Annotated in this window: 16 protein-coding genes; all 16 read left to right on the top strand. The window is 39.9% G+C overall.

The window, feature by feature from the left end; genetic code table 11:
- Nucleotides 1-6: 6 nt before the first annotated feature.
- The 16 genes from ACY3XC_RS14265 to ACY3XC_RS14340 all read left to right on the top strand — a co-directional run bounded on the left by ACY3XC_RS14265 (nucleotide 7) and on the right by ACY3XC_RS14340 (nucleotide 20,568).
- Entirely contained in the window at nucleotides 7-1,350 is a 1,344-nt protein-coding gene (locus tag ACY3XC_RS14265) for a GH1 family beta-glucosidase (protein WP_464869144.1), read from the top strand.
- Nucleotides 1,351-1,358: 8 nt separating this feature from the next.
- On the top strand, nucleotides 1,359-3,242 hold the full coding sequence (locus ACY3XC_RS14270) for a family 20 glycosylhydrolase (RefSeq protein ID WP_464869145.1): 1,884 nt from the start codon (nucleotides 1,359-1,361) through the stop codon (nucleotides 3,240-3,242).
- A 20-nt stretch (nucleotides 3,243-3,262) separates the two neighbouring features.
- Nucleotides 3,263-4,066: a sugar phosphate isomerase/epimerase family protein gene (locus ACY3XC_RS14275; protein ID WP_464869146.1), complete on the top strand. Its 804-nt coding sequence runs from the start codon at nucleotides 3,263-3,265 to the stop codon at nucleotides 4,064-4,066.
- Between the two features lie 50 nt (nucleotides 4,067-4,116).
- A complete protein-coding gene (locus tag ACY3XC_RS14280) occupies nucleotides 4,117-5,097 on the top strand; it encodes a Gfo/Idh/MocA family protein (protein WP_464869147.1) in 981 nt (326 codons plus the stop codon).
- 85 nt (nucleotides 5,098-5,182) lie between these two features.
- A complete protein-coding gene (locus ACY3XC_RS14285) occupies nucleotides 5,183-5,791 on the top strand; it encodes a YesL family protein (RefSeq protein WP_464869148.1) in 609 nt (202 codons plus the stop codon).
- Nucleotides 5,792-6,049: 258 nt separating this feature from the next.
- Nucleotides 6,050-7,390, top strand: coding sequence for an ABC transporter substrate-binding protein (locus ACY3XC_RS14290; RefSeq protein WP_179156343.1), 1,341 nt, complete (start codon nucleotides 6,050-6,052; stop codon nucleotides 7,388-7,390).
- A 71-nt stretch (nucleotides 7,391-7,461) separates the two neighbouring features.
- Entirely contained in the window at nucleotides 7,462-8,424 is a 963-nt protein-coding gene (locus ACY3XC_RS14295; protein ID WP_464869149.1) for a carbohydrate ABC transporter permease, read from the top strand.
- Complete coding sequence (locus tag ACY3XC_RS14300) at nucleotides 8,421-9,296, top strand: carbohydrate ABC transporter permease (protein WP_464869150.1); 876 nt, start codon at nucleotides 8,421-8,423, stop codon at nucleotides 9,294-9,296. Before ACY3XC_RS14295 ends, ACY3XC_RS14300 begins: the two co-directional genes overlap by 4 nt.
- 42 nt (nucleotides 9,297-9,338) lie before the next feature.
- A complete protein-coding gene (locus tag ACY3XC_RS14305) occupies nucleotides 9,339-10,844 on the top strand; it encodes an FGGY-family carbohydrate kinase (protein WP_464869151.1) in 1,506 nt (501 codons plus the stop codon).
- A gap of 19 nt (nucleotides 10,845-10,863) precedes the next feature.
- Nucleotides 10,864-11,784: a class II fructose-bisphosphate aldolase gene (locus tag ACY3XC_RS14310; RefSeq protein WP_464869152.1), complete on the top strand. Its 921-nt coding sequence runs from the start codon at nucleotides 10,864-10,866 to the stop codon at nucleotides 11,782-11,784.
- Between the two features lie 79 nt (nucleotides 11,785-11,863).
- Complete coding sequence (locus tag ACY3XC_RS14315) at nucleotides 11,864-13,234, top strand: protein O-GlcNAcase (protein WP_464869153.1); 1,371 nt, start codon at nucleotides 11,864-11,866, stop codon at nucleotides 13,232-13,234.
- On the top strand, nucleotides 13,231-15,063 hold the full coding sequence (locus tag ACY3XC_RS14320) for an MBL fold metallo-hydrolase (RefSeq protein ID WP_464869154.1): 1,833 nt from the start codon (nucleotides 13,231-13,233) through the stop codon (nucleotides 15,061-15,063). The genes ACY3XC_RS14315 and ACY3XC_RS14320 overlap by 4 nt, the downstream gene beginning before the upstream one ends.
- Nucleotides 15,056-17,527: an alpha-mannosidase gene (locus ACY3XC_RS14325; RefSeq protein WP_218780984.1), complete on the top strand. Its 2,472-nt coding sequence runs from the start codon at nucleotides 15,056-15,058 to the stop codon at nucleotides 17,525-17,527. The genes ACY3XC_RS14320 and ACY3XC_RS14325 overlap by 8 nt, the downstream gene beginning before the upstream one ends.
- 44 nt (nucleotides 17,528-17,571) lie before the next feature.
- On the top strand, nucleotides 17,572-18,369 hold the full coding sequence (locus tag ACY3XC_RS14330) for a DeoR/GlpR family DNA-binding transcription regulator (RefSeq protein WP_464869155.1): 798 nt from the start codon (nucleotides 17,572-17,574) through the stop codon (nucleotides 18,367-18,369).
- Between the two features lie 100 nt (nucleotides 18,370-18,469).
- Nucleotides 18,470-19,489 carry a Gfo/Idh/MocA family protein gene (locus ACY3XC_RS14335; protein ID WP_464869156.1) on the top strand — a complete coding sequence of 340 codons (1,020 nt, stop codon included), beginning with the start codon at nucleotides 18,470-18,472 and terminating at the stop codon, nucleotides 19,487-19,489.
- A gap of 17 nt (nucleotides 19,490-19,506) precedes the next feature.
- Entirely contained in the window at nucleotides 19,507-20,568 is a 1,062-nt protein-coding gene (locus tag ACY3XC_RS14340; RefSeq protein ID WP_464869157.1) for a Gfo/Idh/MocA family protein, read from the top strand.
- Nucleotides 20,569-20,570 lie beyond the last annotated feature (2 nt).

Here is a 20,570-nt window from a genome sequence, read left to right on the forward strand (position 1 = left end):
AAAATTATGGCAATCATTACTTTTCCTAGAGATTTTCGGTTTGGTGTGTCGACAGCATCTTATCAAATTGAAGGTGCCTATAACGAAGATGGCAGAGGTATGTCTATATGGGATACCTATAGCAGAATTCCTGGCAGGGTCCTAAATGGAGACAATGGTGATACTGCTTGTGATAGCTATCATCGAATGGATGAAGATATTGCATTATTAAAGGAGTTAGGTGTGAATACCTATCGTTTCTCCATTGCATGGCCAAGAATTTTACCAAACGGAAGAGGTGACGTCAATCAAAAAGGGCTGGACCACTATCATCAGTTTGTCGATAAGCTATTAGATAATGGAATTGAACCACTTTGTACCATCTATCATTGGGATTTACCGCAAGCTCTCCAAGATGAGGGCGGTTGGAAGAATCGACAAACAATTGAGGCATTTGTTGAGTATTCTGATTTATTGTTCCGTGAGTTTTCAGGAAAAATTAAATCGTGGTTAACGATTAATGAACCGTGGTGTGTTTCCTTTTTAGGATATTTCGTTGGCGAGCAGGCTCCTGGGGAAAAAGATCTCCAAACTTCTCTTGATGTTGCCCATCACCTCTTGCTGGCACATGGACGAGCTGTAAAGCGATTTAAAGAACTTGGTATTTCTGGAGAAATTGGTTTTGCGCCAAATGTTACTTGGTATGAACCATTTAGCAATCGACCAGAAGATATCGAGGCTTGTAAGAGAATCTCGGCATGGTTTATGGAATGGTTTTTAGACCCCGTATATAAAGGAAGCTACCCGCAAATTTTAGTAGATTGGTTTGCAAAAAAAGGAGCAAAAGTAAATATTCAAGAAGGCGATATGGAAATCATTTCGCAGCCTATCGATATTTTAGGAATCAATTTTTATACTGGAACGGTTTCGAGATATAAAGAAGGAAATGGAACGTTTGATTGTGAACATCTCGAAGGTTTATTTGATAAAACTGACATCGGGTTTACCATCTATGCGGATGCCTTTTACAAGGTGCTGATGGATATAAAAAATAAATATGGTGATGTACAAATCTACATCACAGAAAATGGTGCAACTTATAATCAGGATCCAGTCGATGGTCGTGTTATTGATGATAAACGAATCAACTACTTAAAGCAGCACTTAACACAGATTAGTCGTGCGCTGTCATCAGGTGTGAATTTAAAAGGCTATTGTGTTTGGTCATTGATGGATAATTATGAATGGTCCTATGGCTATAGTATGAGATTCGGTCTTGTTCATGTTGATTATCATACATTGAAGCGAACGAAAAAAGACAGCTATTTCTGGTACAAGAAACTGAATCAAAACCATTGGTTTGAATTGTAGGTGTTACGATGAATATTCATTTTAGTGGTGATTTGCAGGGGCTTGAGCAAGGATTAGAGATTATTTGCAGAGAGTTGGATATTCAGCAATCGAAAGATGGAATTCCTATCACTGTGGAACAAATAACGGGTTCATTAATGGCTGCCTGCCAGAAAGACCATGGAGTAATCCGCTATCAAGAAAAAATTCACTTTTTTCGTGCATTAGGATTGTGGCTGCAGGAGTTTAATGAAGGTAATCAATTTGAAATAACTGAAGAGCCACAATTTAAAACAAATGGTGTTATGGTGGATTGCTCGCGTAATGCCGTAATGACCGTAGACGGGATTCATACCCTTTTACGAAAAATGGTTTTAATGGGTTTGAATATTGTCATGATGTACACAGAGGATACCTTTACTGTTGAGAAATATCCATATTTCGGTTATATGCGGGGCCGATATACTGAGCAGGAATTACAAGCATGTGATGACTATGCACATCAATTCGGCATCGAAATGATTCCATGTATTCAAACACTCGCCCATTTAACAGAGGCACTGAAATGGAATTATGCAGCAAAAATAAGAGATACCGCTGATATTTTATTAGTAGATAGTGAAGAAACCTATGAATTTATTGAAGAGTTGATAAAAGCTGCCTCACGACCGTTCCGAAGTAAGCGTATCCATATTGGAATGGACGAAGCACACCAGCTTGGCTTAGGGAAATATTTGGAGGAGCATGGATATCAAAAACGCTTTGATATTATGAATAAACATCTCCACAGGGTGTTATCACTCGCTGAAAAATTAGCCTTAAAACCGATGATTTGGAGCGATATGTATTTTCGACTAGGTTCCAAATCAGGAAATTACTATGATTTAAATGCTAATATCCCAGAGGATGTTATTGAATCTATGCCAAAAAATGTTCAATTTGTTTATTGGGATTATTATCATACGGATGAAGAATTTTACCGAATATTCTTGAGAAAACATAAAGAATTTGGCTCAGAGCCGATCTTCGCCGGGGGCGTATGGACTTGGAATGGCATTGCTCCGAACTATGGAAAAACAATCGTTACCACGAATGCCGCTTTAGAAGCTTGTAAAAAAGAAGGAATCCGCGAGGTATTTGCAACCATGTGGGGCGATAACGGAGCAGAAACACATCCATTTACCGGATTGGCTGGCCTGCAGTTGTTTGCCGAACACGGATATGCAAGTGAAGTGAGTCAAAAGAAGTTAGCCAAACGGTTCCATTTTTGCACCGGTGGCAATTGGGATGATTTTGTTGCCTTAAATGAATTCGATGAGACACCTGGCGTTTATAAAGATAACCTGCATGAATCACATCCATCTAAATTTTTGTTATGGCAGGATGTTTTACTCGGTTTATATGATGAGAATATTCGTTCCTTGCATTTAAATGAACATTACGCAAATTTGGCTTCACGCTTGGAAAAAGCGAAAGACAGGAACACAAGCTGGGCAGGGATTTTTAGTTTTTATACCCAGCTGGCTCATGTATTGAGTATTAAAGCAGACATAGGCATCAAATTAAAGAGTGCCTTTGATCAAAATGATAAACAGAGATTAACACGCCTGAAAGGTGAACTGCCAACACTACGAAATATGGTCGATGATTTACGAAAGCTTCATCGTTCACTATGGTTTTCAACAATGAAACCTTTTGGCTGGGAAATCATTGATATCCGCTATGGAGGAATACTCTCACGATTAGAATCTGCAGAGTATCGAATTGACCAGTGGCTAAATGGTGAGATTGACCGGTTTGAAGAGTTAGAAGTCGAGAGGCTAAACCACGATGCACCATGGAAAATGCCAGTAGGTGCTTTAGGAAGAAATTCGTATCACCGGATTGTAACAGCTGGAACATTTTCCGGATAAATTTTATAGAGGTGTTCATAATGATCATTGGCTTTCAAAGTGCAAATTATTTTGCCCGTGCAACGAACTACCAGTCAAGTATGGAAGCATGGGGAGAAGCTGAGCGCAAAGTAATTGAAACATTTAGCTTAGCTGAATTCAACACCATTTGCCAGGATATACGAGGTGCGGGGTTTCAAAATATGGAATTATGGATGGGACATGCTTTTCCTAAATTTATGACTCCTTATTTTGCAGAAGAATTAAAGAAAATTTGGCAGAGCTATAGTTTAAGCGTCTATTCTTATTCTTGTTCGCTTGGCGACCCAATCCGCTATCCAAGATGGACGAGGCTGTGTTTTGAAACAGCCAAAATGCTAGGAATTGACTTAATTACAAGCGGCATTTCCAAAGAGTCAGCTCCGGTAATTTATAGTCTATGTAATGAATTTGGGATCAAGGTTGGTGTAGAGAACCATCCAGAAAAGCATCCTGATGAAATCAAGGCGATTATCGGTGATTATGGAGACTTGCTTGGTGCTGTTGTTGATACGGGGTGGTATGGAACACAGGACTTTTCTGCATCTGAAGCGATTTTGCAATTAAAGGATTCCTTACTTAATGTACATCTAAAAGATGTAAGGGAAGCAGGTATGCATAATCCTGTCGCACTTGGAACGGGAATTGCCGGTATTGCTGAGTGTGTATATGCCCTAAAAGAAATTGGCTATGACCGGACGGTATCAATCGAGCAAGAAGCGGGGGATTATGATCCAACTGATGACTGCGCCAGTGCTCTTCAATGGGTTAAGAGTTTACTAGATGAAAGCAAGTCTGATTCCTAGTCGGTTTTGCTTTAATTACCTTTTAACCAAAAAATGATGAGGAGAATGAAATGATGGTACGGATTGCAGTAGTTGGCACTGGCTGGCAAGGCCAGGGGCATTTAAGTACGATGCAGAAAATATCTGGAATTAAAGTAGTTGGTGTTTGTGAATTAAATGAAGAAACCCTCTTAAAAGCCACAAATAAATTTGGTGTGAAGGGTTTTACTGATTATGTGAAAATGCTTGAGGAAAGTAAGCCTGATGGAGTCATTATATGTACACCCCCAGAAGTGCGGGAGTTTCTTGTCCGTGAAGCAGCGGAACGGGGGATTAATTGTTTTATAGAAAAACCGCCTGCAAAAAATCTCAAGATGGCTAAAAAAGTCGATGAGATACTAGACAGAACTGGAGTCATTAACAGTGTTGGCTTTATGTACCGGTACAGTCCTGCTGTTGCCTACTTAAAAGAACTTATTAAAGGCAAACGGGTTGCATGGGTCCGCAGTGCCATGCTTGATGGTTTAGCACTTCGACCAAACTGGCCGCGCTGGTTTTTTAATAAAGAAATTTCAGGTGGGCCTGTATTTGATCAGGCGATTCATATCTTTGATCTCTCCCGCTATCTGCTTGGGGAAGTAGAGAAAGTAACTGGTTACCAAGGCAATCTGGTTGTTCAAAAAGGCGGGGACTTTACGGTTGAGGATAGCTTTACCCTTTTGATGAAATACCAAAATGGAATATTACAAAATCATACCCATACTTGGTCCTATCCGGATGTATTTACGCAAATAGAACTGATTTCCGACCAGCTGCATTTAACACTTGATCTTGTTAAAGGAAGTGTAAGCGGTAAGTTGGAGGGGACAGCAGTATCCTTCGAGGCGGAGGAACATGGACTATATCAGCTTGAACTGGAGGCATTCGCGAAGGCCATTGAAGAGCAAAATCCTAAATTCGTGCTAGCAACCTATAAAGACAGTATTCAATCTCTAACAGTTGCCCTCGAAGCACTGGAGGTCCTTGAAGCAGATAAAAAGGTAAATAGTTAAATAGGAACGGCGTCAGAGAGTGCCGAGACTGCTTAAAAGGTGTTCGCCGGCATTCTCTTTGATTACATGTAAAGGAGAGAGTGATATGGGCAGAGCGCTTACTTTTTTAATGGAGTGGCTATGGAGACTATTATATTTAAACGCGATCTGGATATTGTTTTCATTACCGGTCATTACCGTGATCCCAGCAACAGCTTCAATGTTTAGCGTAATGGACAAATGGGTTAGGGAAGATCAGTATGAGCCAGATTTTAAAGTCTATTTTCGTGAGTTTAAGAGATTATTTCTAAAAAGCTATCCGCTTGGACTTTCCATTGTACTAATTGGCGGTTTGCTATTTTTAGACCTGCTGATTCTAAGAAATGCAATATCTGATATCTTTGTGACCATTCGCTATGCAGTATTGTTGTTTAGCTTATTATTTTTAATTGCCGTGTCCTATAGTTTTCCTGTTTTTCTGCGCTATCAGTTCCCGTGGTATAAAACACTGTTTTTTGCTTTTATGCTAGGAATCCGGAACCCCGTTATCACATTTTTGATGTCGTGTGGATTTTTGTTGGTTTTATTGCTATTCATGTTTGCTACGGGCGTGGGGTTATTACTATTTGCGAGCTCAATAGCTTTAATCTGCACGGCTTCTGCACATTTTATCATTAGAGGGTTACCAGAAATATCACTCGATGAAGCCTGTTGACCGCTTTTGTGTCTATTTTATGGAAATGGCTAAAAACATTAATAGAATTTTCAAAAATCAATTGACATGAAAGCGTATTCATATAATAATAGTAATAAGTCCACAACATCCCACAACAAACGTCAATGAATGCATCAAGAAACGATATAATTCCATAGGCCTCTGAGAAAAAATTGAGGGAGAAAAATTTACAATTACAAATCAATAGTTTGTGAGGGTTGTGACCAAAAACAAATAATCTATTTAGGGGGAAAATGAATGAAAACAGTAAGAAAAACATTAGTGTCACTGTTAATTCTGGCCATAAGCTTCTCTTTAATCCTGGCTGGCTGTTCAAGCAAAGAATCCGGAGCGACAAAGTCTAGCGGTAATTCTAAAGACGGCGAAAAAGTTGTTATCGACTTCTGGACATTTTGGGGTTCTGAAACACGCAGGCCAATCATTGAAAAAATTATCGATGATTTCAATAAATCTCAGGATAAAATTGAAGTCAAACATACATATCTTCCATGGGGGGATGTTTGGACTAAGAACTTAGCTTCAATCGCTGCAGGAAATCCTGCAGACTTAATCATTAACGACATTAACGCAGTAGGACACCGTGCGCAAAATAATCAAAATACTAATCTTGCAAAATATTTAAAGCAAGATCCAGAAGTGAAAGACCGCTTCTACCCAGAATTGTATAATGCAAGTTTGTATGAAGGAGATCCATACGCACTCCCTTTCAACACAGATACACGTTTAATGTTCTGGAATAAAGATATGTTTGAAGAAGCTGGCCTTGACCCTAATACACCTCCAAAAACATGGGAAGAGTTAGAAGAAATGGGTAAAAAGCTTGATGTGAAAAAAGGAGATAGGTATGAAAGAATCGGTTATCTGCCAAACCAGGGAATCGGAGCAGATGTCTGGATGATCAATGCAGATGGAAAAGGTTACTGGGATTTTGATGCAAATAAAGCAATTATCAATGATGAAACAAATGTAAAAGCCTTAACATGGATGAAAAACTATTATGACTATTACGGTGATAAAATTATTAATACCTTCAAGGCAGAGTTTGGTGAGCAAACTGCAGATCCATTTGTTGCTGGTAAACTAGCAATTACTACTGATAATGCAAACTTCTTCACGAAAATAAGAGATTACGGTGAAGGTATGAACTTCGGTGTTGCACCTCTGCCAGCAATGGAAGAAGGAAGCGGCAATTCAAGCTGGGGCGGCGGCTTTGTCGCTGAAATTCCTAAAGGAGCAAAACATCCTGATGAAGCATGGGAATTCCTGAAGTATTTAACGGATGTTCAGGCACAGGAATACTGGGCTGTTAAAAACTTTGATATTGTAGCAAACAAAGAAGCAGCAGAAAAATCTGCAGGTAGTTCAGAATTTTCAGAAGAAGGAAAAATGGTTTATTCTGAAGCAGCTGAAAATATGAAACAAACCTTACTAACTCCAACACCAATTGAAGCACCTGATTATATCAATTTAATCCAGCCTGAAATTGAGTCCGTTCTATTAGGGAAAAAATCACCGAAAGAAGGATTGAATGCAGCTCAAAAAGCAGTAGAAGAATTAGTTAAATCTAACAAAAAATAATAGGAAATTGTTCAGGGAGTGACATCAATTCGCTCCCTGATTGTTTAACCTTGACAGAAGGGATGAACGAGATGGAACCAATTGTATCAAGTAAACCAGATATAACAATAAAAAATAAAAAACAAAAAGGAATGTCCTCATATCAGCGAAAAGAAGGATTACAGGGATACCTTTTTATTGCACCGTGGATTATTGGTTTTCTGTTTTTTATGGCTGGACCACTAATATTTTCCCTCTATGGAAGCTTTACCAATTTCAACATCACTTCAAAAATGGATTTTATCGGCCTCGATAACTTCAAAAAAATGTTTACAAATGACCCACTAATTTGGCTCTCACTGAAAAACACGCTTTACTATGTCGTAATCTCTGTGCCGTTAACAACGACGGGGGCTGTCCTGTTGGCCGTTCTTTTAAATCAGGGAATAAAGGGGATGCGAGTATTTCGAACCATTTTTTATTTACCTGCTGTTTTATCCGGTGTAGGCGTCTATTTGCTTTGGATGCAGCTTTTAAGTCCTTCTTCAGGATTGGTAAACACACTGCTTGGTTTTGTAGGGATTGACGGTCCTGCTTGGCTGACAGATCCTTCCTGGACAAAGAACGCTTTAATTTTTATGAAAATGTGGAGTGTCGGCGGCGGAATGCTTTTGTACTTAGCAAGCCTTCAAGGTGTATCACAGTCCTTATATGAAGCAGCTGAGATTGACGGGGCTAACTCGTTTAGAAAGTTTTTTCATATTACATTGCCAATGATTACCCCGGTTATCTTTTTTGATCTTGTGACGAGTACAATTGGAGCCTTCCAGATTTTCCAGGAAGCCTACGTAATGAGTGAGAGTGGAGACGGCGGACCAGCCAATTCACTGGTATTCTTCAATTTGCATATGTGGAACAAAGCGTTTGAGGTTTTCGATATGGGTTACGCGATGGCCATGTCCTGGATATTATTCATCATCATCCTTGTGTTAACAGTTTTCAACCTAAAGATTGCCCCGCGCTGGGTACATTATGAAGGGGAGGATCGGAAATGAGTGCAGCAGCCCAAACAAAGGAAAACTATTTTAAAAGTGCGAATTTCAAGAAAAAAACTGGTCAGACGATTGTCCTGATCATTTTAATTTTAGGAAGTCTGTTAATTTTATCCCCAATCTGGTGGATGATTGCCACCTCTTTGAAGGATATGAAAGAAATCATGACCTATCCGCCAACCTTTATCCCAAAAGAATGGCATTGGGAAAACTATTTAATAACACTACAAAAAGGTCCTTTTTTGCAATATACCTTAAACACGCTGTTTATTACTTTTTTCGTTGTAATCGGAAATGTTGTGGCAAACTCGTTTATTGCTTACGGATTTGCAAAAATCCAGTTTAAAGGCAGGAATGTTTTGTTCGCAATCGTCCTTGCAACGATGATGATTCCCGGGTTTGTTACATTAGTCCCGCAATATGTAATTTATGCCAAGCTGGGATGGTTAAACACCTATTTACCGTTAATTCTCCCTGCTTTCTTTGGAAGTGCCTTTAATATTTTCTTGCTTAGACAGTTCTTTTTGACGATACCAAATGAATTAATTGAAGCAGCCAAAATTGATGGTGCTAATCATCTTTATATCTGGTGGAAAATTTTCATTCCACTGGCAAAACCGGCGATTGCCACTGTTGCCATTTTTTCTTTTAACGGAGCATGGAATGATTTCCTTGGTCCATTATTATACATAAACGATGAGTCTCTCTATACGCTGCAATTGGGATTACAAATATTTAAAGGTCAAAATGATACGCAATGGAACTTTTTGATGGCAGGATCGATTATGGTATTACTTCCAGTTATCACCATTTTCTTCTTCTTCCAGCGTTACTTCATTGAAGGAATGAACTTAACAGCTGGATCTAAGGGATAATCCGAACCTAATGGAATTTTAAAGGAAGGAATTGTTTAACAAATGGCATTACTTGGGATTGATATTGGAACTACTCATTGTAAGGCAGGGGTATTTAAAGAAAATGGATCAGTTATTCAGTATTCTGTTCGCCCAACCATTGCCCATTATAACCAGCAAGGAGAACCGTATTATTTGCCTGATGAAATATGGGGAAATATTACGAGATGTTTAAAGGAAGTTATGCTCTGCTGTGATGAGAAAGTATCGGCTATCGGCATTACAAGTATGGCGGAAACTGGTCTCTTGTTGGACAGGCAGACTGGTAAACCAAGGACCCCTTTCATTCCTTGGTTCAGCCGGTGTGCTGAAGGTGAAGCGGAGGAAATTGCTAATGAGGACAGCCCTTTACATCGCTTTCAGAAAACGGGTCTTCATAGCAGTTATAAATATGGACTTGCAAAAATAATCCACTTGAGAAAGCAGCAAACAGACATTTTGGACGATGCAGTCTGGCTGTCGGCTTCAGACTTTATTGCCTATAAGCTTACCGGTCATTTTGCAACAGACTATTCTTTAGCAGCAAGAACCTATGCGTTTCAAATTGATCAACTTTCTTGGGACCAGGACTGGATTAGGCATTTCAATTTATCGGACCAATTATTCCCGGAGGCATTGCCGAGCGGAACAAAAATGGGAATCACTCTGTCTACAGAGTTAGAAGAGCTTGGAATACCTCAAGGGATACCTGTTACAGTTGCAGGTCATGACCACCTTGCAGCTGCCCTTGCCGTTGGTGCTGTCACCCCTGGAAGTGTATTTGATTCTATTGGTACAGCTGAAACACTTGTAGGGGCGATAGAAAAAAAGCAGCTTACAGAAGTGGATTTTGCATCAGGACTTACATTTGGATGTCATGTTGTGAGGGATAAATTCTTTTGGATGGGAGGAATTTCAGCCTCAGGGGGTTCAATTGAATGGTTTAGAAATCAGTTTTCGGATCAAAAAATGTCCTATGATGAAATTATGAGTCTATCAGCTCGATCAATAGAAGGGCCGTCAGGTATTTTATACTATCCATACTTATCTGGGAGTGGTTCCCCACAGCCTGACCCGTTTGCAAGAGCTGCTTTCATCGGTCTCAAGACATCTCATAAACGTGAAGATCTTTTGAAAGCGATGATGGAGGGAACTGCGTATGAACTGGAATCGATTCGCAGAAGTGCTGAAAATATAGGTGGTCGGCTAATTAAACAAATGATTTCAGTTGGCGGCGGGACAAAAAACCATTACTGGATGCAAATAAAGTCCGATATTACAAACTGCCATTTGGCTATCCCGGAAATAAATGAAGCGACCCTGCTTGGAGCCGCAATTTCAGCAGGGATTTGCTCAGGTGTATATAAAGACGAAGAAGAGGCTGCAAAGGCAATTCAATTTACTAATCCTAAAGAAATAATACCTAATCAGCAGTACCATCATGAATATAAACGCTTGTACGAAGAAGGGTATATGGGTCTTCAGCTGCATTTACGGAACTTTTATCAAAATTTTCACAAGAGAGTTTAAATCAAAGGGGGACAAGTTTATGGAAAAGAATATTAATCTTATAAATGTACTGCCGTTAAAAGAAGTTTTGGTAGAAGCTGAAAAAAAGGGCTATGCAGTCGGTTCCTTCTCACCAAGATATACACCGATGATTCGTCCGGTTTTACGGGCAGGAGAAAAGACAAAATCTCCTTTAATTATCCAAATATCCGAAAAAGAATTAATTCGTTATGGTATTACTCCATTTGAATTTGGAGAGGCATTTTACAAGGCAATGGAAGAAGAGAAAATCACAGTGCCCGTTGTCCTTCATCTTGACCATACAAAGGAATTTTCCGTTATTGAGGATTGTGTTGAAGCTGGATTTACTTCTGTCATGATCGATGCTTCTGAAAAAGAGCTGGATGAAAATATTTCTATAAGTAAAGAAGTGGTTGAATTTGCCCATGCAAAAGGTGTTTCTGTTGAAGCGGAGCTTGGGAAAATCGGAACAACTGATTTTGTAGAAACTGACAATGATGAAGAGCTTTATACCGATCCGAAAGAAGCCTTGCGATTTGTGAACGAGACAGGCTGTGATGCGCTGGCTGTTTCGGTCGGAACGGCACATGGTGTCTATCTGGTAAAACAGCCAAAGGTCGACCTTGAACGCTTGAAGGAAATCAGAAACTTAACCCCTGTTCATTTAGTTCTCCACGGAGGATCTGGTGTACCATCTGAAATGATTAAAGAGGCGACAATGCTTCCCAACGGCGGTATAAGTAAAGTGAATATCGCAACCGATTTAGAACTTGCACTTTTGAACTCCCTTGGAAGAAAAGAAAGAATGACAAATGAGGAGTGCAAAGCACTTTCAAAGGAGCAGTTAGAGATTGCCCAAAATGCAGTTGAGGCTGCAGTAATTGAAAAAATCCAGTACTTTCTTGGAAGCGCCCAACAGGCAGCAAGCTTTCCGGTATAAAAAAGAAGTTCTTTTATAGAAACATAGAAACTGTTATAGAGATTCGAGAGCAGTTTATCTTTAAAGGAGGTTATTTTTGATGAGCCAGTCCCCATTCCCTATTAGAGGGGTGATAGAAGGATTTTATGGATTATTTTACAGTGCTCCTGAGCGAAAGGATTTAATCTCCTTTATGGGTGATCATGGGTTTAATCTATACATATATGGACCAAAAAATGACCGTCAGCATCGCGCCCGCTGGCGGGAGCCTTATCCTGATTTTATTATGGAACAGTTTGCTGAAACCGTTGCTCATTCGAGGAACGTTGGAGTAGATTTCGCCTACAGTATTGGATCTGGTGTTTCAATTAATTATGCATGTGAAGAGGATTTTCAGTTAATTACGGAAAAATTTAAAGCATTTTATAAAATTGGTGTCAGGGATTTTATGATCATGTTAGATGATATAGCTGCGGAATTTCAACATGAGGAAGAAGTGCAAAAGTTCACCAGTTATGCACAAGCACATGTTCATGTTGCGAACCGTTTGAATCACTGGTTAAAATCACTTGATAAAACATGCAGGCTCTCTCTTTGTCCAACTGATTATCATGGTACAGCGCCATTTAGTGACTATATTCATGAACTGGGTAAAGGATTGAACGAAGAAATTGACATCTTTTATACAGGGCCAGAGATTTGTTCGAAGACAATTTCAGAGCAAGATGCAGCTGATTTTGCAGCTGCGGTTCAAAGAAAGCCGATTATTTGGGATAACTACCCTGTAAATGATTTAGCAATGACTAGTGAAATGCATATCGGTCCTATAACCGGCCGCGAAAACTCTCTTATAAAAGTATGTAAAGGGTTCATTGTCAATACGATGAGTCAGGCAGAAGCATCAAAAGTCGCTTTACTAACCTTTGGGGACTTCTTCAACAATCCGGAAGAATATGACCCGTGGACCTCTTGGGACTATGCACTGAAAACAATTGGTGGAGAGGAAAACTACCAGGCTTTACGTCTATTTGCTGAAAATTGTCTGCATTCATGTCTGGATTATTCAAAGGCAGCGCCATTGGAGAATTTAACTTCAAAAGCCCTATGTTCCCTGCAATCCGGCGAAAAAGCATCAGTTAGCGTTGATGTTAAAAACCTTTATGATTACTTGAACGAACTAGACGAAGCGGGGTACCAGCTTAAATTTAGAATGACCAATTATGCTTTGCGTAATAATTTGGTCCCATGGATAGAGCTGATGGAAAGCTGGGCGTGGGCAGGAAGAAGGTCCATCGATGTTTTAAGGGCAATGGAAAATATTGAGGACATTAAGTCCCTGCTTAACTGGCTGAAGGAGTCGGCCAGTGAAGTACGGAGCCATCCGAAACGATATGCTGGGAACGTCTTGTACTCATTGATTGAATATGTTGAATCCAAAGCTGTTGACGAAAAGGGGTCATTCATATTGTGATAAAGAAAATCTCAACTAATCTTTATTTATATGAAGATACTTGTAATGTATACGTTATTAAGACCGAAGAAAAGGCGGTCTTAATTGACTTTGGGGATGGGAATGTTCTTAAATATCTTGATACAATCGGGGTTGAGAGTGTAACAGACGTTTTTATCACCCATCATCATCGGGATCAGTGCCAGGGGCTTCCAATTGCTGTTAAGGAAGGGATCCGAATTTGGGTACCGCACAGTGAACAAGATTTATTTCACCATATGGATGAACACTGGCTGGCTAGAGAAATTACTAACAACTACAATATGAGACAAGACCGTTTTTCAATCCTTCAATCTGTACCAGTGTATAAAACATTAAAGGATTATTCTGCACATGTGATAAACGGGCTCAAGTTCACGATTATTCCCAGCCCAGGCCATTCCATTGGTTCCATTACCATAATAACGGATATTGATGATAAGAAGACAGCGTTCACAGGTGATTTAATTTATGGACCTGGAAAGGTTTGGTCGCTGGCGGCTACACAATGGTCTTACAACGGCGGTGAGGGCATTGCTTTAAGTGTTCTTTCACTATTAGATTTAAAAGATCGGGAACCTGATTTACTTCTGCCCTCTCATGGGCAAATAATGGAGGAGCCATCTTCAGCAATGGAACTCCTTATTGAGCGTTATGCACTATTAATGAAACAAAGAATGCAGAATCCTAGATTATTTAAATTGCTGGATAATCCATATCAAGCAATTACACCTCATTTATTACAAAACTGCACAAGCATGTCTAATGCCTACGTCGTTTTATCCAAAAGCGGCAAAGCGCTGTTTATTGACTTTGGTTACGACTTTATTGGCGGAATCGGCTCTGGGAGTGACAGAGCATCAAGAAGACCTTGGTTATATACTCTATCAAGGTTAAAGGAACAGTACGGAGTTGAAAAAATCGATGTTGTCATTCCCACCCATTACCATGATGATCATGTGGCAGGAATTAATCTATTGCGGGATGTAGAAGGAACTGAGGTTTGGTGCCCTGAGAACGTGGCAGAAGTTTTGGAGAACCCTAAAAAATATGATTTGCCATGTCTGTGGTATGATCCGATAAAAGTGGATAAGCAGCTTCCCTTAAACCAGATATTTAAGTGGGAAGAATATGAATTTATTGTTTATGAGCAGGCAGGGCATACACTATATGCTGCTGCTATTGAATTTAGCGTAGATGGGAAAAAAGTTCTTGCCATTGGTGACCAATATCAAGGTGAAAATGGTCAATTCAATTATGTGTACCATAACCGATTCAGAATAAGCGACTATGTTGATAGTGCTGAACTCTATAAGTCTGTTAAACCTGACCTTATTATTTCTGGACATTGGGATCCAATCGTTGTAACGGAGGAATTTCTTTTACGGGTTGATGAAAAAGGGAAGGTGCTTGAACAACTCCATAAAGACCTCCTGCCTTTAGAGGAGCTGGATTTTGGAGCGGAAGGATTTGGTGCGTCCATAGTGCCATACCAGACAGAGGTACAGTCAGGACAAACCTTTTCAGTAACCGTTGAAATAAAGAACCCATTCCCAGAAGAAAGCGATATTATCGCGAAAATGATTACGCCGGCAGGCTGGAAAGTCAATAACAGGGAATTCAATGCGAAGCTGCCAGGCAATGAAGCCGTACAATTTACAACATTGATTACAATTCCGCAAGGATACACGGGCTACAGGGAACGAATTGCAGTGGATCTTACTGTAGGTAAGCGACGTTTCGGACAGCATGCCGAAGCACTTGTAACGATTAAGGATTTGCCAATTTTAGGAGGTGCAGAAAATGAATAATAAAAATAGTACGATAATGGAAAAACAACTGCCGAAGACAAAAGAAAAAACCTTACATATGATTGGAAATGCTCATCTTGACCCCGTATGGCTATGGCAATGGCAAGAGGGATTTCAGGAAACAAAAGCAACATTTAGGTCTGCGCTTGATCGAATGAAAGAGTATCCTGATTTCGTATTCACGAATAGTTCCGCCGCTAATTATGAATGGATTGAAAACAATGAACCTGAGATGTTTGAAGAAATCAAACAACGTATTCAAGAAGGACGATGGGAAATTGTCGGCGGCTGGTGGATTCAGCCGGATTGCAACCTTCCGAGCGGGGAGTCGTTTGTTCGCCAAGGGCTTTATGGACAGCGTTATTTCCAAGAAAAATTTGGGGTGACAGCGAAGGTTGGCTACAATGTGGATAGTTTTGGACACCATGGGATGCTTCCACAAATTTTAAAGAAAAGCGGTATGGATTACTATATTTTTATGCGTCCAAGCCCGCAGGAAAAAGGACTTCCTGGAAGGTTGTTCTGGTGGGAATCAGATGACGGCTCACGCGTTTTAGCCTATCGTATACCATTTGAATATTGCACATGGGGCAAGGATGTTGAAAAACATGTACGTAGAAATGCAGGGGAATTAAAAGCACCATTTAATGATTTAATGACATTTTACGGTGTTGGTAACCATGGCGGCGGTCCAACAAAGGAGAATATCGAAAGTATTAAACAATTAAATGAAAATCCGTCCTATCCAACACTTTTGTTTAGTACAGTAAATAAATTTTTTGATGACCTTATGGTAAAGAATCTTCCGTTCCCGGTTGTCCATGATGACCTTCAGCACCATGCAAGCGGATGCTACTCTGTACATTCAGGAATTAAAAAATGGAACCGCGAGGCAGAAAATGCCCTTATTAAAGCTGAGAAATTCTCGGCACTTGCGGATTGGGCAACCGGGCAAAAATATCCGGCTGCTGAATATAAACAGGCATGGAAAAATGTATTATTCAATCAATTTCATGATATTTTAGCAGGGACAAGTATTGAAGCAGCATATGAAGATGCGCGGGATATGCACGGAGAGGCAATGTCAATCGCTAAACGGGGTGTCAACTACGCCATCCAATCTTTGTCATGGAGAATTGATATAGAAGAAGAAAAAGGGATGAAACCAATTGTTATCTTTAATCCTCATTCGTGGAACAGTAATGTAAATGTTGAACAGGAAATAGGTGGATTAAAGCCTGAGGATATTTTAGTAGATGAAGAGGGAAATCAAGTTCCGATGCAAGTGGTTCAATCGCAGGCAACCGCTGGGGGCCGTTCACGCATCAGCTTTATTGCCAATCTTCCTTCAATAGGGTACCGAGTATATAAAATCGTACAACGTGAAACTGATAAAGAATTCACATCTATCAAGGCAAATGATACTAGTATGGAAAATGACCATTTTAGAGTTGAAATCGATCAACAAACAGGATTTGTCACAAGTATATATGATAAACAAAAGAACCTGGAAATACTAGGGGGACCAGCGGCAAGACCAGTCGTCATGAACGATTTTAGTGACACGTGGTCGCATAATGTTCTTCAGTTTAAGAGCGAAGATGGCACCTTCAAAGCCACGAGTGTAAAACTGGTGGAACATGGCCCAGTAAAATCGGTTATTCGCGTTATTAGTGAATATGGAAGATCAACACTGCATCAAGACTTTACTATGTATAAAGAGTTAAACCAGATTGATGTCCATTGTACATTAAACTGGCAGGAACAATTTAAAGCACTAAAGATTAAGTTTCCTGTTGATCTTATCTTCAGAAAATCAACCTATGAAATTCCTTATGGGCATATTGTTAGAGAGGGCAATGGTGAAGAGGAGCCTGGACAAAACTGGATTGATACTTCTGGAACTCATCCAGCTACAGGCGAGATATACGGATTCAGCTTGCTAAATGACGGCAAATACAGCTTTGACATCCATAACAAAGAAATGAGTATGACGGTCCTTCGCAGCCCAATTTATGCACATCATGACCCGCTGGTTCCGGAAGAAGATAGGTATTATTCATTTATTGATCAGGGAATTCAAAGATTCACATACTCCTTGCTGCCGCATGAAGGAAATTGGGAAACAGCAGGGACTGTAAAACGTGCAGCCGAATTGAACCAAAAACCTATTAGCATTATTGAAACCTATCATAAAGGTCACCTTCCACAGAAAGATTCCTTCTTGTCAGTTGATGTTGAGAATGTCATAGTTAGTGTCATAAAGCAAGCAGAGGACAATGAGGATCTAATACTGCGTGCCTATGAAACAGCAAATGATGAAACTACTGCCATCATTTCTTTACCTAAATGGAATCGACAAATAAAGACTACGTTTAGGCCGTCAGAAATAAAGACATTCCGTATTCCAAAAGATTCGTCACAGCCTGTATTTGAAAATAATTTACTGGAGTGGGAAGAATAAGAAATGTCTACTGAGCATTTACTTAATGACAAGGAGTAAAGTACATGATTGTGTCGCAGCGCCGTAAGTTAATAAAAGAGTTATTAATAAAAAATAAGAGTGTAAAGGTCTCTGATCTTGTTGAGCTACTTCATGTATCAGAAGAAACAATCCGGAGGGATTTGAATCAGCTTGAAAGAGAGGGCGTTGCCGAGAAAAACTATGGCGGTGCAGTCCTAATAGAGGAGGATGAAAGCCAATTTCTTATTCCTCCTGTTGATAAAAGAAAGTTACAATATTCTCTTGAAAAAGAATTAATCGGGAAGGCTGCAGCCCAATTGATAAAAGAGGGTCAAACCATCATTTTTGATGCAGGATCAACAACTTGGTATGTAGGAAAAAACTTACCAGATAATAGTAACTTAACGATTATAACCAATGCTATGAACGTAGCAGAGGAATGCAGCAAAGATGAAACTGCCTCGATCTACTTATTAGGCGGGAAACTAAGGAAGAATTCAATGAGTCTTGTTGGGCCGCAGGTAGAGACTGAATTACAAAACTACAATGCCGATTATGTTTTCCTTGGGACAGCTGGAATTTCATTAAGGCATGGGTTTACAAGCTCTGATTTGTATGATGCGGAAATGAAACGGGCGATGGTTTCTGCAGGACAAAAGATTATTGTTGTGGCTGACCACAGCAAGCTTCAAAGATCAGGATTAACCCCTTTTTGCCCTTTTAATCAAGCAGATATATTTATTACTAGTGATCTTGCAGATAAAGAAATTCTAAAGGAAATTGAAAAAAGAGGTGTGGAGGTATTTGTAGTACCTATATCAGGTGATACTTTCTCTAGTTAGAAAGGATGTGAGGGGATAAAGCAGCCAGTTTGTTTTTTCCCCTGACTTCTATGAAATTAACATACTATAAAAATCAATATGCAAAAAGGAGGTTATACAAGTGGTAAAGGTTGCTTTATTAAGTAAATGGCATGTCCATGCTGATGATTATGCACGGCAGGCAACTCAAAATAAACATCTGGAAATCAAAGTAGTCTGGGACGAAAATGCCCAACGCGGCAATGAGTGGGCAGGAAAGCTAGGCGTTCCTTTTGAACAAGATTTACTGAAAGTGTTAGCTGATCCGGAGATTGAGGCAGTTATTGTAGATACACCAACAAACCTTCACAAAGAGATCATCCTGCTTTCGGCAAAAAATAAAAAACATATTTTTACTGAAAAGGTATTGGCTTTTACGATGGAAGATTGTAAAGAGATTTATGAGGCAGTGAGTAATAACAATGTAAAGTTGATGGTTTCTTTGCCCCGGCTGACTGAAAATTACTTTTTATATGCCCAGCAGGTTATTGATGAAGGGCTATTAGGGAAACTGACCTATATTCGCTGCCGATTAGCACATAATGGTGCTGTTCCGTTTGAGGGACACCCAAACGGATGGCTTCCAAAACACTTTCTTAATAAAGAGGAATGCGGCGGTGGTGCATTTATTGACTTAGGAGCGCACCCGATATATTTAACCAATCGTCTTGCAGGACCGGTAAAAGCTGTTACGGCAAGGTTACAAAAACAATTTGGCTATGATGTGGATGATAATTCCGTCGCTATTATTGAATATGAAAACGGTGCCTTAGGAACGATTGAAACAGGATTTCTTTCAGTACGCAGCCCTTTCCAGCTGGAGCTGTATGGAACGGAAGGAACTCTATTAATAGAAGATAATAAGATCACCTTAAATTCTAAACAGGCAGGCGAGGGATGGGATGCCCCTGAAAAGCTGCCAGAACCACTTCCGCTGCCGATGGAGCAATGGGTAAATTTTATCATTGATGAAACTGAACCAACCATTACAGATAAAGATGTACTAGGGTTAACGTTAATTAACCAGGCAGCAATGATATCACACAATCAAGGACGAAGAGTAGAAATAGCTGAAATAATAATGGATAAACAAAAAGTATAAATCGGAGGCAAAGAAAAATGGTGAACACATTAAGAGTAGGGATTATCGGAGCGGGCGGCATTGCAAAGCATGCACATATTCCAAACTATTTAAAATGCGGGGAAAAAGTTGAGATCGTTGCTGTAAGTGATGTTGTAAAGGAAAAGGCTGATGAATTAGCAGCAGAATTTAATATTCCCCATACTTTTACGAGTTATGAAGAAATGTTTCAGACTCTAAAATTGGATGCTGTCAGTATTTGTACACCAAACAAATTCCATTATCATGCCACACTAGCCGCACTAAATGCAGGGTGCCATGTCCTATGTGAAAAGCCGCCGGCTATGACAGCAAAAGAAGCAGAAGAAATGGCCAACGCAGCACAAAAAGCTGGCAAAATCCTAACCTATGGATTCCATTATCGTCATGCACCACAGGTGGAAGTGTTAAAGCGCTTTATCGACGCGGGTGAACTTGGTGATATTTATGCTGCACGTGTGACGGCAATGCGCCGCCGGGGAATTCCTGGCTGGGGGGTATTCACAAACAAAGAACTTCAAGGCGGAGGACCTTTAATTGATATCGGGGTTCATATGCTGGATACGGCATTATATTTAATGGGTTATCCAGAGCCGGATACCGTATTTGGAGTAACCTATCAAAAACTAGGAAACCGAAAAGGACTAGGCCTCATGGGATCATGGGATTGGGAGAATTTTTCGGTGGAAGATATGGCACGCGGAATGATTACTTTCAAAAATGGGGCTTCCATTCTATTAGAGTCTGCATTTGCTGCGAATGTTGAGAAAGCTGATGAAATGAATGTAACGTTAATGGGGGACAATGGTGGAGCAGATGTATTCCCACTAAAAATCTATCAGGAAAAACATGAATCGTTAATTGATCTCACTCCGGCATATTTACCAAAGAGAGATTATCATGAACTGGAACTTAGTAGATTTGTGGATGCGTGCTTAGAAGGAACAACACCATTAAGCACCGCCAAACAAGGTGTCTATCTTCAACAAATCATTAATGGTCTATACGAATCAGCGGCCAAAGGTGAGGCTGTTAAATTAAGTGAACATATTCAGGTTTAACT

The sequence above is a fragment of the Bacillus sp. CZDM1 genome (genome assembly GCF_055502545.1).

Excerpts from the sequence above, each read along its gene's own strand:
- ACY3XC_RS14275 (WP_464869146.1), top strand. The coding sequence starts at position 3,263 with ATGATCATTGGCTTTCAAAGTGCAAATTATTTTGCCCGTGCAACGAAC.
- ACY3XC_RS14295 (WP_464869149.1), top strand. The coding sequence starts at position 7,462 with ATGGAACCAATTGTATCAAGTAAACCAGATATAACAATAAAAAATAAA.
- ACY3XC_RS14280 (WP_464869147.1), top strand. The coding sequence starts at position 4,117 with ATGATGGTACGGATTGCAGTAGTTGGCACTGGCTGGCAAGGCCAGGGG.
- ACY3XC_RS14310 (WP_464869152.1), top strand. The coding sequence starts at position 10,864 with ATGGAAAAGAATATTAATCTTATAAATGTACTGCCGTTAAAAGAAGTT.
- ACY3XC_RS14300 (WP_464869150.1), top strand. The coding sequence starts at position 8,421 with ATGAGTGCAGCAGCCCAAACAAAGGAAAACTATTTTAAAAGTGCGAAT.
- ACY3XC_RS14285 (WP_464869148.1), top strand. The coding sequence starts at position 5,183 with ATGGGCAGAGCGCTTACTTTTTTAATGGAGTGGCTATGGAGACTATTA.
- ACY3XC_RS14325 (WP_218780984.1), top strand. The coding sequence starts at position 15,056 with ATGAATAATAAAAATAGTACGATAATGGAAAAACAACTGCCGAAGACA.
- ACY3XC_RS14265 (WP_464869144.1), top strand. The coding sequence starts at position 7 with ATGGCAATCATTACTTTTCCTAGAGATTTTCGGTTTGGTGTGTCGACA.
- ACY3XC_RS14305 (WP_464869151.1), top strand. The coding sequence starts at position 9,339 with ATGGCATTACTTGGGATTGATATTGGAACTACTCATTGTAAGGCAGGG.
- ACY3XC_RS14330 (WP_464869155.1), top strand. The coding sequence starts at position 17,572 with ATGATTGTGTCGCAGCGCCGTAAGTTAATAAAAGAGTTATTAATAAAA.
- ACY3XC_RS14270 (WP_464869145.1), top strand. The coding sequence starts at position 1,359 with ATGAATATTCATTTTAGTGGTGATTTGCAGGGGCTTGAGCAAGGATTA.
- ACY3XC_RS14290 (WP_179156343.1), top strand. The coding sequence starts at position 6,050 with ATGAAAACAGTAAGAAAAACATTAGTGTCACTGTTAATTCTGGCCATA.
- ACY3XC_RS14315 (WP_464869153.1), top strand. The coding sequence starts at position 11,864 with ATGAGCCAGTCCCCATTCCCTATTAGAGGGGTGATAGAAGGATTTTAT.
- ACY3XC_RS14340 (WP_464869157.1), top strand. The coding sequence starts at position 19,507 with ATGGTGAACACATTAAGAGTAGGGATTATCGGAGCGGGCGGCATTGCA.